This is a genomic window from Streptomyces sp. JLYT201 (assembly GCF_059448825.1).
On the sequence record NZ_CM182551.1, the window covers coordinates 1,538,706 to 1,551,724 of the forward strand.

The following is a 13,019-nucleotide window of genomic DNA, read 5'->3' on the forward strand; positions in this document are numbered from 1 at the left end:
CCCCGGGCCTGCGTCGGGCTCCGCCCTGAGGGCACCCCCTCGCCCGCGGAGCCCGATCCCCCGGCGCCGCCAGGCCGCGCCGCAGTTGGCCATGAGATGAACGAGCCGCGGCAGACTCGTACTTGAGCGGGAGAGCCACGTATGGCCTGTCTTCGAAAGGGCAAGAGAACCTCAGAACCCAGCCGTCCCACCAGCTGATCGGAGGCCCGCCGTGCTCGCCACCGCTCCCCACGCGCCCGCGCCCGTCGCCGACCAGGTACGGGAGCTTCAGGAACAAGCAGAACAGCTCAAGCTGGCCGTGCGCTCGCACGCGGTCGGGGCACGGTAGCCGTACCGAACACGGGGCACTCATGCCAAAGGCCTCTCAAGCGCCGTCCAACGGGAATTCTCCCGCGTACTCCCGGGTGCTTGATGGAGGAACGGGCCCCGCCGCAGAGGGAGGCGGCGCCCCGTGGTGGGGCCCGTGCAGGCATACCGGCACCACAGCAGCCTGCCCGCCCCGACGCGGCACCGATTCCACGCGGAACGGTCGCATTGCCAGCGTCGCGCAGAACCCGTGAAGAGGAAGGCCCCTTTCCGGGGAAACCGACGGAGCGCCGGGCAGCACTGATGCACCCGACGCACCCCGCCCCGCAACCTGGCCCGCTCCCAAGCCGTCCTCCGCCCCGCCACACCACCGGTCCGGACAGGCCCCAAGGCCGTCTCCGACGGGTCGAGCGACCTCCTGGGGGAGGCACGCAGCTCCCACCCAGGCCATCACGGCGATCAGCCCCCACGAAGGCCCCACCAGCGGTGGCACCTCCGTCGAGATCACCGGCTTCGGCTTCCTGGGCGGCGACTGCAACCGGGTCGGGTCCGTGTCCTTCGGGCCCAACTCGGCGTCCTTCACCATCAACAGCGACACCAGCATCACCGCGATCGCCCCGGCCCACGAGGCCGGGACCGTGCGCATCACCCTCGTGGACTTCTTCGAGGACTGTTTCAGCGAGCCCACCCCGGCCGATGAGTACACCTACATCGACGACACGCCTCCCGGCTGCACCATCACCGGAACCGCCGGGGACGACAGCCTGACCGGCACCAACGGCGACGACACCATCTGCGGCCTGGGCGGCAACGACACCATCAACGGGGACAAGCCCTGAGCAGCACCGGGCGCCCGGCCACCCCGGCCGGGCGCCGACCTGTCGGACATGCCCTAGGAGTGCTCATACACCCGGCTGCCACCGACAAGCCGACGCCGCGCACCCCACAAGGCCCCGCTCCGGTGGCGGCACCGCCACCAACCGTCCCCATCCCCTGGGCGAAGCCGGTGAGCTGCATCAGGCCGCGGCGGTCATTTCACCAGGCTCCCCCGGAACCTCCGGAAGCGGTATTCCTCAGGTGGCCCACCACTTCAGCTGGTCTCCGCACCATTGAACAGCCCGACGCCGTCGTCAAGCCCAAGCCGATCCGCCTCCCGGCCCAGCAGCCGCACACCACCCGTCTCACCCCCATCGCCATCGCCTGAGCGCGGCGTCGCCGCACGACCACTACGCCTCACCAAATCAGGTGCAGGATCGGACACAAGAGCCTCTCAGGTCTGCTCGAACAGGTCGGTCAGGTAGCGGGCTGCCAGGTCTCGCGCAGTTTTGGGTCTGCCCAGACGCCTCCCGGTCTCGGGCTCTGGCTCCTCACTCGGCGGGGTGAACTTCTACCCGTATGCCCGTAGTTGCCTGTATCCATGTGGTTTTGAGCCATCGTTCCCGGCCTAGACTCCGCGCTCATGTCGCTCTGGCTGCTCAACCACTTCAGCACCTTCACGCTAGCCGTCATCACCGTGGGCGGAACCGTTCTCCTGGCCGTCGGCGGCAGTGTGCTGCTGCGGCGCAGATACCCCTCGCTGACCCAAGGGGAGCACAACGACATGGTCGGTGTGACCCTCGGGATGTTCGGCGCGATCTACGGGATCATCCTCGCGTTCGTGATCGTCACCCTGTGGACGCAGGTGGAGGACACCCAGACCATCGTCGCCACCGAAGCCACCGACGCGGCCCTCATCGCCCGCGACGCCGCCGCCTTCCCGCCGCCGGTGCACACCCGCCTCGACTCAGCGATGAGCGGCTACGTCCACGCAGTCGTCGAGGACCAGTGGCCCCGGATGCGCGAGGGCAACCCCAGCTACGGGGCGACTGAAACACATCTGCGGGCCGCTTACGAGGCCCTCCAGGCGTACGACCCGACAACCGACCGGGAGCAGGTCTTCTACGAACAGGCCGTCGGTCATCTCGACGACATCGCCACGCAGCGGCGCGCCCGCATCACGATGGCGCGCCAGGAACTCCCCGTGCTGCTTCAGGTATTGGCGTTCGGCGGCGCACTCGTCCTGGTCCCGCTGACCTTCCTCTACGGCCTTCGCAAACTGCGGGTCCAGATGCTGTTCGTCGCCTCGGTCGCCGCGCTCGTCGGCTTCAGCCTGCTACTGGTCGTCGTCCTGGACCGCCCCTTCGCCGGCGACCTCGACGTCAGCCCCGCCCCGTACCGCGAGGGAGCGCTCGCCCAGTACTGGGTCAAGTGACGCGGTGACGGGGCGGGACGATGGTCGGCGGGATCCGTCAGGGAGCGGACAGCAGCGCGCCGGCGGTGTGGTCGATGACATTGCCGTTGGAGCAGTTGTTCGCGTGGTCGCCCACCCAGTCGCCCAGAACGGGCACCACGGCGACCTCCTGGAGGCATGTGGCGGCGGCGGTGAAGTTCCAGTTGTTCGCGCCGTTGACCCCGCCGCCGAAGTCGCTGTCGTTGTCGGCGGAGGCGGGCGTGGTGAGGGAGAGGGCCGCGGCGGCCAGCAGGCCGCAAGTGATGATCTTTCGCATGTCCGGTGAACGCGCACCCTCCCATGCAGGTCCCGCGGTGAACGGCTGTTTGCGCGGCGGGGTGTTCAGGGCGTCGTCGTGCAGGGGGTTCGCTCTGCGGTTCGCGCGGGTGAGGGGGCTGCGGCGGGCGGAGGTGCTTCCAACCGGGCAGAGGTAGAGCGGGGCGGACATGCGGTCCAGGACCTGGGCGGCCCGGTCGGCGGCGTAGGCGTTGGGGCCTTCAAAGCTGTGGGCGCGCGCATAACGCGCATCAGCCGGGTGGCGGGCCGGGTCTCGTGCTTCAACGTCCTGGCCGACGGCGGTCGTGTTCTTCGGTCATGGCCGTATCACCGGCGCAGGGACCGTTTGGAGGACATCGTCGCGAGGCATGGCGATCCGCTTCAGCTCGTCGAGATGACCCGGGACGCGGGCGGGCCCTGTCGTGGCTGGAGGACGAGGAGCTGTCCGCGCAGGGCATTGGAGGGGTGCTCTGCAAGCCGTGGTCGCAGCACTACCCCGCAGGCCGGCGCGGGTGGCTGAAGGTCCGCCCCACGCTGCCGCAGGACGCACTCGCCATCGGGTACACCGGGCGAGCGCGGACACCGGCCCGTCTGGCCGTGGACCTGAGCGGGGAGGACGGCCCGGTCCAGTCGACTCCGCCAGCCGCTCCTGCGGCCGGCCGCAGGCCACCCCGATCGATGTCGGTGCGGGCCTGCGGGCCGGTGCCGAGAGACCGGCGCGCACAGTGGGGCGGGGGAAGTCATCCCGCGATTCCGGGCCGGGCGTCGGCGGAGTCGGCTGTCCGCTGCCTACTTCCTGGGTTCTTGGGGAGGGCGCGTTCGGGCCGTTACTGCCTCTCCGGTGGCTGCGGCAGGGACCTGTCCTCTTCCTGCCAGCGCCGCAACGTCTCTCTTCGGTCCCTCGTGTGGGGGTGCTCGCTGCCCAGGAACTGCTGGGAGAGCTCGGTAGTCCGCTCCATCTGCTCGATGGCCTCGTCCCGACGCCCCGCGGTCCGGTAGCTGATGGCGAGGTTGTTGCGAGCGGTGAGGGTGTGGAGGTGCTGTGGTCCGAGGATGCGTTCGCGGTCGGCCAGTACCTGTTCCTCCAGAGCCATGGCTTCCTGGGTGCGTCCGGCGGTCCAGTAGCTGTGGGCGAGGCTGCTGCGGGCGGTGAGGGTGTCGGGGTGCTGCAGTCCGAGGACGTGTTCGCTGTCGGCCAGGACTTGTTCGGCGATCGTGATGGCATCGATGCGTCCGGTATGCCGATAGCTGGCGGCGAGGTGGGCGCGGGCGCGCAGGGTGTCGGGATGGCCACTGCCAAGGTCGAGCTTCTGCTTCTGGTCGTGGAAGTGCGCGACGTACGCGGTGCACGGCCGGTCTTGGTTGATCATCCACGCGGCCGCGTACCCGAGCGCCAGCGGCATATGCCCCAGCACGGCCCCGACCTCGTCGACTGCTTCGTCGAGGAGGTGCTCGGTGTCTGCGAGGGCGAGCCGTTCGTGCAGGAACGCCGCCGATTCGGCGGGCGTGCAGGTGCTGACGTCGAGGTCGCGGCGTCCGCCTCCGCTGATGTCGGCGCCTTTCAGCCGGGTGGTGATCACCGCCCGATGCCGCACTCCGCGTTCACCGGGCCCACCCGACGCTTGCCCGCCGCCATCAACCTGAGCCCCGACGGGCGGCCACCAGCCGCGCAGTTCGGCGGGTTCGGTCACGTCGTCGAAGATCATCAGCCACGACCTGCTGGTCGTGGCCGCCCAGTTCACAAACGCCCGCACGTCGGCCTCCACGTCCTGTCCGGCCGCGCCGGGTGCCCGGACGAGGGCCGCGGCGTTCGCATAGGTGCCCAGCACCTGGTCAAGCCGGGTGGCATCAGCCCACAGGACGAGGTCGACACGGTCATGTGCGGCATCGTGGGCGAGGGCGGCGGCGAGCTGGGTCTTGCCGACCCCGCCACCGCCCGAGAGGACCTCCACGCCCGTCCAGAGGAGTCTGCCCGCCAGCAGTACCGGGTTCTCCCGCCTCGCCCGCCATCAACTCCACCCCCGGACAAGGCTGTTCACCATCGTGCTCGTTCCACGGTAGAGACCCCGACGGTCCCAGGCACAGGGGATGCCATCGATCCGGCCGTGGCCTCGCCCACGTCGGTCCTATCGACGCGTGGCGCAGGTGTCTGCCGTGCAGGTGGGCGCCGGAGCGGTCCCGCTCACGGCTGTGCCGGGGCTGGGGTGGTAGTGATGACCGCGCCCTCGGTGAGGGTGCGGTGCACCGGGCACTTCTCCGCGATCTCCATGAGTCTTTGGCGTTGGTCGGCGTCGAGTGCGCCATCGAGACGGATCTCCCGGGCAATCCGGTCGGCCCTCTTGTGCCCGTTCTCACGTCCGGCGCGGCCTGCGGCGTGGGCGCGCTGGTGGCGCAGGGAGACGGTGACCTTCTCGAGGGGCCAGCCCTTGCGGTCGGCGTACATGCGGACCGTCATGGAGGTGCAGGCACCGAGCGCGGCGAGCAGCAGGTCGTAGGGACCCGGTCCGCTGTCCGCGCCGACCGGCTCCGGCTCGTCGGCCGCCAGCACGTGGTGTCCTGCCCGCACCAGCTGCCCGTAGGGGCCGGTTCCGTTCTCGCTGACCGTGACGAGACCGTCGTCCAGGCCTCCGGGGCCCGCCCCGGAGGCCTTCGCCTGCTCAAGGGTGGTGTGCTGTTCCGGCATGTCGGTACTCCTGAGGTCGGTGGGATCGATACGGCGGTGGTGTACGGTCCCGTGGTGCCGCACGGTGTCGGTGCGGCGGCGCGCCGTGGCGTCAATGCCCGGGCTGGGTCCGGGGCGCGTCGGCCGGGGCGGGGGTGTAGCGGCTGGCCCACGCGGCCAGGACCGCAGCCGCGTACTGGGCGTCCGCGCGGTTGCTGAGCAGGTGGTCGGCGCCGGGCAGGCTGACGTAGGACTTGGGGTGGCGGGCGGTTTCGAAGATCTGCCGTGCGTTGTCGACGTCGACGACCCGGTCGGTCGGGGCGTGCAGGACCAGCAGCGCCGCGTCCAGGGTGCGGATCCGCATCGCCTGGGGCTGGGCGAGGAGGTCGTCGACGAACCGCTGCCGGATGCTGAACGACCGGCCCGCCAGGGTGACGTCGGCTTCGCCGTGCTGGGCGATCTCCTGCCGGTGGTGGGCGAATTGGTGCACGACGTGATCGGGCGCGGCCGGAGCGGCGATCGTCGCGACGGCCCGGACCTCGGGGATGCAGTGGGCGGCGGCGAGCACGGCAGCGCCACCGAGCGAGTGCCCGATGAGGAGGGACGGTGCCGTGTAGTGGTCGCGCAGGTGGTCGGCGGCGCGCACGAGGTCCGAGACGTTGGAGCTGAAGGTGCTGCTGGCGAAGTCCCCGCCTGACTGGCCCAGGCCGGTGAAGTCGAAGCGGAGCACAGCGATGCGGTGGGCGGTCAGGGCTTTGGCGATGCGGGCCGCGGCGTGGCTGTCCTTGCCACAGGTGAAGCAGTGCGCGAACACGGCATACGCGGCCGGGGCCTGGGCCGGGCGGTCAAGGGTGGCCGCCAGCGATGCGCCCTGGGATCCCGGGAACGTGAGGTGCGTGCTGGTTCCGGTCATCACATCCTCCTGGGTGGGTTGTTCGGCCCGGGCACGGCCCGGGGGCCGGGCGGTGTCAGAGGGCGTGGGCCGGGGCGTGGAGGTCGGCCAGGACGGCCAGTTCGGCCAGCAGGGCGCACAGCAGGCTCTCGGTGATGTCGTCGCCGGTGAAGGTGCCGTCGGCATCGAAGCGCTGGTGCGACTGGAAGACGGTGACCTCGGGGTGGGCCACGACCGGGGCCTGGATGCGGTGCAGGATCTGGCGCAGGACCAGCTGGCCGCGGGCGGTGCCGAACTGGGACGGTGAGGCGCCCAGGACGGCGACGGGCTTGTGGCGCAGGGCGTGCCGGCCAGTGGGACGCGAGAGCCAGTCGAGGGCGTTCGTGAGCACGCCGGGGACGGCCGAGTTGTACTCCGGGGTGGCGATGAGGACGCCGTCCGCCTCCCGCACACGTCGGCGCAGGTCGGCGACGGCGGCGGGCTCGGGTCCTTCCTCGAGGTCCTCGTTGAAGAAGGGAAGCCGACCCAGCCCCTCGTAGAGGTCGATGGTGACACCGTTGGGCGCGAGGTTCCGCACGGCGCGCAGCAGGCCGGTGTTGTGGGAGGCGCGGCGCAGACTGCCGGAGATCGCGAGGAAGGTCAGGTCGGACATCGCGGAGGGCCCTTCGAAGGAGGCAGGGGCGGAGCGGGGGAAAGGGCGGCGGTCCCGGTCCGGCACCGAGGCGGTGCCGGACCGGCCGGGCACGGCGGCGTACGCCCGCAGGGCAGCGGGCGCCCGCGCGGACCGAGGGGGCCGCTGTTAGATCGGGTAGACCGGCTGGGAGCTGCGGACGGTGATCCAGCGGGTCTCGGTGAAGGCGTCGATGTTGGCCTCGCCGCCGAAGCGGGCGCCGGTGCCGGACCAGCCGACGCCGCCGAAGGGGATGCGGGCGTCGTCGTTGATGGTCTGGTCGTTGATGTGCACCAGGCCGCTGGGGATGCGCTCGGCCAGTTCCAGGCCGGTCATGACGTCCCGGGTGAGGATGCCCAGCGAGAGACCGTACGGGTCGTCGGCGGCCAGCTGCGCGGCCTCGTCCAGAGTGGTGAACGTGCGCACGGGCACGACGGGGCCGAAGACCTCCTCCGCGTAGGCGGGCGCGTCGTCGGGGACGTCGGCCAGGACGGTGGGCCGGTAGAAGAGGTCGTCGTAGGTGCCGCCGGCCAGCAGCCGGGCGCCGGCGGCGATGCTGGCGGTGACCTGGGCGTGGATGGTGTCCCGCTGGTGGGCGTTGATGAGCGGGCCGAGGTCGACGTCGGCGGCGGCGGGATCGCCGACGGCGAGCTGCTCCGCTTTGGCGACCAGGCGCGCGGTGAACTCCTCGGCGATGTCGGCGTGGACGAGGATGCGCCCGGTGGCCATGCAGACCTGGCCCTGGTTGAAGAAGGACCCCCAGGCGACCGTGGAGACGGCACGGTCCAGGTCGGCGTCGGCCAGCACGATCATCGGGTTGTTGCCGCCCAGTTCGAGGTGGGCGCGCTTGACGCCGCGGGCCGCCGCCTCGCCGACCTTGCGTCCGGCCCCGGTGGATCCGGTGAAGGAGATGACGCGCACGTGCGGGTCGTCGACCAGCGCCGCGCCCGCCGCACCGTCGCCGGGGACCAGGGTGAGCATGCCCTGGGGCAGGCCCGCTTCCTCGAAGATCCGCATGATGGTGACGCCGCCGCTGACCGCGGTGCGCGGGTCCGGCTTGAGGACCACGGTGTTGCCGAGCGCCAGGGCCGGGGCGACGGACCGGATCGCCAGGATCAGCGGCACGTTGAACGGCGAGATGACGCCGACGACTCCGGCGGGCATCCGGCGGGTCATGCTCAGGCGCGGCTCGGTGGACGGCATGACCTCACCGATCGGGTGCGAGCACAGCACGGCCGCCTCGTAGCACTCCTGCTCCGCCTGGTCCGTCTCGAAGACGGCCCGGGCCCGGGTGCTGCCGCTCTCGCGGATCAGCCAGTCCTGGATCTGAGGAGCGTGGGCGGCGAACAGCTCCCCGGCCCGGCGCAGTATCGCGGCGCGTTCGGTGTTCGGGGTGGCGGCCCAGGCGCGCTGGACCTCGGCGGCGCGGGCGGCGGCGCGGGCGATGTCGCTCGCGTCGGCGGAGCCGATGTGCTCCAGGGTGTCACCGGTGGAGGGGTTGACGACGGCCGTCTTGCCGCCGGAGGCGTCCTGCCAGCCGTCGATGTTGATCTTTCCGGACCAGAGGGCGGGGTCGAACAGGGTCATGACTTCCTCGGATCTTCTTCTGCCCGCCCCAAGGGGCGGTACGCGTGGTGCGTGGTGGTGTGAATGGGCTGGGAGCGGAGGCTCACCCGCCCGATGGCCCGGGGGTGACACCGGGCGGGCAGCCGTCCTCGCGGCGGCCGGAGGGGAGGGTGACTGCCGCGCGTCCTTCGGTCAGCGCGTGGCGCGGTACGCCTGCCGGATGACGTCGGTCACGACATCGGGGTGACTGACCATGACGGCGTGGGAGCTGTTGACCTCGGTGATGTGAGCCTCGGCGCGCTTGGCCATGAAGCGCTCCAGGCTCGGGGCGATGGCCTTGTCCTTCTTCGCGATCAGGGCCCAGGAGGGGATCTCCTTCCAGGCGGCCTGCTTCGTGGCCTCGCCGAACGCTTCGGCGGCGATGGGCCGCTGGGAGGCAGCCATGAACGCGGCCTCCTTGGCCGGGACGTCGGCGGCGAACGCGGCGGCGAACTTGGCCGGGTCCAGCGAGACTTCGGTGCCGGTGCTGCCGTCGGGCCGGGTGAACTGGAAGGCCTGCTGCGGCAGCGGCGGCACCGAGGAGTCGTGGTGCTGCTCCAGCAGGCCGCCGAGCGACTCGCCCTTGTCGGGAGCGAACGCGGCGACGTAGACCAGGGCCCTGACGTCGGGGATCTCGGTGGCGGCATTGGTGATGACGGCACCGGCATAGGAGTGGCCGACGAGGATCTTCGGGCCCTTGACGCCCTTGAGCAGGCCCGCCAGGTAGGCGCTGTCGTAGTCCAGGCCGCGCAGGGGGTTGGACACCGCCTGCACGGGGAAGCCCTGGTGCCGCAGCCGGGAGGCGGTCTGCTCCCAGCCCGAGGCGTCGGCGAACGCACCGTGCACCAGCACGACCGTCGGCTTGGGTCTGGTGGACTCCGCGCTCTGCTCGTCCGCGTGTGCCGCCGGCACAAGGCCGGAGATCACGGCCGCGGCCGACCCGACGACTGCGGCGGTACGACCGTGGTGCTTGAAAGTGCTCATGAGATTCCTTCGTGAAAGATGCGGACCGTGCCGCGGGTGAAGCGCCGGGCGCGGTACGTCGCGCTTCCAGCGGGGGTGGGGGCGGCTGTCCGCCGCACCCGGTGGTGGGCTGTCCGGCGGGGACAACCATGCATCACAAGTTTCGTTACAGTCAAGGATTGAAACTTATCTGGGTCGGGGTGGGACGCGCACACCCGGCAAGGCGGGAGGGAACACACCGTGAGCAGCAAGGAATCAGCCCCCGCCACCGACTGCGCGGGCCGACCGCGACGCCGCGGGAAAGCGACGCCGGCGCACCGGAGCGGGTCCCGGCGTCCCGGTGGCCGCCCCCGCGACCTGGCGATCGAGGAGGCCACGCATGTGCGCCTGGCCGGCGGAGGGGTGCACCCGGATGACGAGGGGTGACGTGGTCGACGACGCCGGGGGCACACGCCCGACCCTGTATCGGCGCCGCCGGACAAGTACGGCGATGCCCGCGCCGGAGCAGCCCGACACGCACCGATCCTTCCGGCCGGCGCCCGCTGCACGAATCAGCCGGATGACCGAAGCCCCCGGCCGCCTCTCGGCCGAACAGAGGAGGAACACGGCGGCTCGGGGTACCTACCGTGACCCCTACGCCCCCCTACGGCACGCACCGCGCTCGCCGACGGGGCTCCAGCCCGTTACCTCCCCGCGGCCGTCGCAGCGGCGCCGGACCTGAAAGCGAGCACAGCCGAACCCCGGACAAGAATGTCACCTGCTGCCATCGCCGCGATCGCGATGGGCTCGTCGGGCATCGGGGCTCGCCCAGCACCCGCCCCATCTCGATGGGCCGCTCCATCGACTGACCCACGCGACAGCCACCCGCCCCTCGACCCGGAAGGACTCCAAGCCCATGACCACTCTCCGGGCCCGCGGCGCCCGCCGGACCTACGGCTGCCGCGGCCGCATCGACGCAGAAGTCGAACGCTACGACCTCACAGCGCCCACCCGCTCAGCGACGGCGGGGCTGCTGCGGAAGTGTGCCGCCGGCAGACAAGTGCTCTCAGCGGCCTACCACTAAGGACAAGGACGTCAACATGCTGCATAAATCATCACAACGCTGGTTCACCCGTGTCGTACTTCTCGCCTCGTGCGTGCCGTACTGGATCGTGCTGCGCCGCGAAGAACGGCGGGCTCGCGCAGCGGAATCACGTGTGCCGCGCACCTGAGCCAGAGCCGGTGGGAGAGCAGGCGAGCATCCAGCCACGCTCTCCATCAAATCGGCACGCCTGCTGGGAATTGCTTGAGAGAGCTGCGACCAAGAGAACGGCCCGCCCGGCTTCCGGTGCCACGGCGACTGTCAGGAAGCAGCCAGTGGTGATCGAAGCCGGGGTGCCGTCAGCGCTGGCTGCGAGGGCGGGGAGGTCACGCCGAAGGCGGGGCACAAGACACCGCGCACCGCCACCTGTCAGGGCGTTGGCACGGTGGGCCGCGACAGCGTGGCAGCAGTTCCAGCGCGTCCGGCCACTGGGTCGGCGACCGGGGGTACGTTCGGCGAGCAGCTCAGCCGCCTCGCCGCCGAGACCGGTTACCGGGTACGGGAGAGTTCCGCCTCCACCTGCGCGAGCGCGACACGCTCCGCCCGGCCCGGCCCGCTGCGCCGAGCCAGACACCGGTGAACTCCGGTACCCGACCCGGCACCGTCTTCGCCGATGTCCGCGAGCGCCACGCGATGAACATGGTCGTCGTGCCGCGCGGCAGCTACACGGCCGGAGCCACCAAGGAGGAACAGCAGCGGTGGATCGTCCCCGAAGGGCGCCGCGGCTTCGAACGTCCGCAGCGCTCCGTGAGCGTTCAGCGGCCGATCACGGCCGGACAGACCGAGGTGACCGTCGGCCAGTCCAAGCGATTCGTGAACGACGGCGAAGCCTTCGCCGCGTGGATGTCATGACGCACCGGCCACACCTACCGGCTGCCCACCGAAGGCGAGTGGGAGTACCTCGCCCGCGCCGGTTCCACCTCGGCGTTCTTCTGGGGCGACGACATCGAGCGGGCCGGGACCTACGCCAACACCTACGACGAGGATTCCTTCGCCGCCAACGGCTTCCGCGCCGGCAGCGCGCAGTGGGACCACGTCACGGGCGTCCATGACGGTTACACGCACACGGCTCCCGTCGCCTCGTTCCGGCCCAACGCCTTCGGCCTGTACGACGTCATCGGCAACGCGCGCGAGTTCGTCGCCGACACCTGGGTGAACACCCTCAAGAACGCGACCGCTGACGCCTCGGTACGCCACGGAAAGGCGCCGTTCGTCATCGACAGGAAAGACTCCCGCACCTATCGCGCCTGCTCAAAGACATGTTCTTCACGATGCACGTGATAGGGGGCGTGGGCCCTGCCGCCAACCAAATAGGCATCGACCTAAGCCCGTTAGTCCACGACTGCCCCGACGACGAGCGCACCCGCCGCATCGGACACCTCCTCAACCCCGCCCTCCAGGTCACCGGCGCTCTCAGCAACCCGGGTCCACCCCCACCCCGTTGGGAAACGACGAAGGGGTCCCCTGTGCGACGCAAGAGAGGATCACGTCTGGCGCTGTCCGCCCTTCTGCTGATGGCGACCTGGGGCGGCACCGGCCTCGCCACGGCCATCACGGCACAACTTCGTCGCCCTCCCCCGCATCCGCTCCGAATCCCCCGCCTTCGACCTGCACCACCCCGCAGTGGTACGACTGGACCAGCACCACCACACCGGCAAGCGCGACGCCGTGGACGCGAGCGGCCACGAAAAGACGAACGGCCCCGAGGAACCTCCTGAGGAGCCCTCACCGGGGGCGAGGCTCAGTCACCGGTCACCTTGTCCACCAGCGCGGCGTACGCCAACTGCAACGCGTCCGCTCCGGCCAACGCGGCCAGCGCACCCGTCGCGGTGCGGGTCGCGCGCGGCCACAGCAACTGGCCGGCGGTCAGGGTCGAGACCACCCAGACACCCATGCAGAACGGGCAGGTCAGCAGCTCGCCCACGGTGTCCTCGCCGGCCTCACCGGCGTCGGACCGCGCCTCCTCGCGCAGCTCGGCCGGCCCCTCGGGGCCGACGTACCGGGTGAAGGGCGCCCGCAGCGGACTGGTCACCGCCGCCTTGCTGAGCAGCCTGCTCAGCCGGAACGCGGCCAACGAGGTCAGGAACACGTCCCACGGCTCGGGCCGGACCGGCAGCAGCCGCCCGCGGCGCCGCACCGCTGCCACCCAGAGAGCCGTGTACGCCCCGAAGCCCGCCATGGCCGCGAGGTAGCCCCCCAACGGCCGCTCCCGCGCACCCGCGTAGCCTCGTTCGGTGCGTCGCAGGACGGCGCGCACTCGTTGTCGGAGGCGAGCGTCAGCCGCGGTGGCCATGA

Annotated in this window: 12 protein-coding genes and 2 pseudogenes; 6 read left to right on the forward strand and 8 right to left on the reverse strand. The window is 71.0% G+C overall.

Features of this window, described 5'->3' with window-relative positions:
- Positions 1-764: 764 nt before the first annotated feature.
- Both AC5WAM_RS06440 and AC5WAM_RS06445 read left to right on the forward strand, forming a co-directional pair.
- A complete protein-coding gene (locus AC5WAM_RS06440) occupies positions 765-1,145 on the forward strand; it encodes an IPT/TIG domain-containing protein (RefSeq protein ID WP_495523515.1) in 381 nt (126 codons plus the stop codon).
- Positions 1,146-1,765: 620 nt separating this feature from the next.
- On the forward strand, positions 1,766-2,557 hold the full coding sequence (locus AC5WAM_RS06445; protein ID WP_495521919.1) for a bestrophin-like domain: 792 nt from the start codon (positions 1,766-1,768) through the stop codon (positions 2,555-2,557).
- A 37-nt stretch (positions 2,558-2,594) separates the two neighbouring features.
- Here the strand turns inward: AC5WAM_RS06445 and AC5WAM_RS06450 are convergent, their stop codons facing one another.
- The 7 genes from AC5WAM_RS06450 to AC5WAM_RS06480 form a co-directional block, all read right to left on the reverse strand.
- Complete coding sequence (locus tag AC5WAM_RS06450) at positions 2,595-2,852, reverse strand: hypothetical protein (RefSeq protein WP_366794631.1); 258 nt, start codon at positions 2,850-2,852, stop codon at positions 2,595-2,597.
- A gap of 826 nt (positions 2,853-3,678) precedes the next feature.
- Positions 3,679-4,803, reverse strand: a complete 1,125-nt coding sequence (locus AC5WAM_RS06455) for a tetratricopeptide repeat protein (RefSeq protein ID WP_495521920.1) — start codon at positions 4,801-4,803, stop codon at positions 3,679-3,681.
- 230 nt (positions 4,804-5,033) lie between these two features.
- A complete protein-coding gene (locus AC5WAM_RS06460; RefSeq protein ID WP_495521921.1) occupies positions 5,034-5,534 on the reverse strand; it encodes an OsmC family protein in 501 nt (166 codons plus the stop codon).
- 91 nt (positions 5,535-5,625) lie between these two features.
- Entirely contained in the window at positions 5,626-6,426 is an 801-nt protein-coding gene (locus AC5WAM_RS06465) for an alpha/beta hydrolase family protein (protein ID WP_495521922.1), read from the reverse strand.
- 55 nt (positions 6,427-6,481) lie between these two features.
- Complete coding sequence (locus tag AC5WAM_RS06470; protein ID WP_366794626.1) at positions 6,482-7,057, reverse strand: NADPH-dependent FMN reductase; 576 nt, start codon at positions 7,055-7,057, stop codon at positions 6,482-6,484.
- Between the two features lie 147 nt (positions 7,058-7,204).
- Positions 7,205-8,662, reverse strand: a complete 1,458-nt coding sequence (locus tag AC5WAM_RS06475; RefSeq protein WP_495521923.1) for an aldehyde dehydrogenase family protein — start codon at positions 8,660-8,662, stop codon at positions 7,205-7,207.
- 171 nt (positions 8,663-8,833) lie between these two features.
- Positions 8,834-9,664, reverse strand: coding sequence for an alpha/beta fold hydrolase (locus AC5WAM_RS06480; protein WP_495521924.1), 831 nt, complete (start codon positions 9,662-9,664; stop codon positions 8,834-8,836).
- A 1,636-nt stretch (positions 9,665-11,300) separates the two neighbouring features.
- On the opposite strand from AC5WAM_RS06480, the gene AC5WAM_RS06485 reads away from it, so the two are divergent.
- The 4 genes and pseudogenes from AC5WAM_RS06485 to AC5WAM_RS06500 form a co-directional block, all read left to right on the forward strand.
- Positions 11,301-11,576 carry a hypothetical protein gene (locus AC5WAM_RS06485; RefSeq protein WP_495521925.1) on the forward strand — a complete coding sequence of 92 codons (276 nt, stop codon included), beginning with the start codon at positions 11,301-11,303 and terminating at the stop codon, positions 11,574-11,576.
- Positions 11,577-11,597: 21 nt separating this feature from the next.
- Entirely contained in the window at positions 11,598-12,005 is a 408-nt protein-coding gene (locus tag AC5WAM_RS06490) for a formylglycine-generating enzyme family protein (protein ID WP_495523516.1), read from the forward strand.
- Positions 11,972-12,112: pseudogene (locus AC5WAM_RS06495) on the forward strand (peptide deformylase); the annotation flags it as partial. The gene AC5WAM_RS06490 and the pseudogene AC5WAM_RS06495, both read left to right, overlap by 34 nt.
- 160 nt (positions 12,113-12,272) lie before the next feature.
- Positions 12,273-12,413: pseudogene (locus tag AC5WAM_RS06500) on the forward strand (cytochrome c oxidase subunit I); the annotation flags it as partial.
- A 52-nt stretch (positions 12,414-12,465) separates the two neighbouring features.
- On the opposite strand, the gene AC5WAM_RS06505 reads toward AC5WAM_RS06500, so the two are convergent.
- Positions 12,466-13,017, reverse strand: coding sequence for a DUF1360 domain-containing protein (locus AC5WAM_RS06505; protein WP_495521926.1), 552 nt, complete (start codon positions 13,015-13,017; stop codon positions 12,466-12,468).
- Positions 13,018-13,019 lie beyond the last annotated feature (2 nt).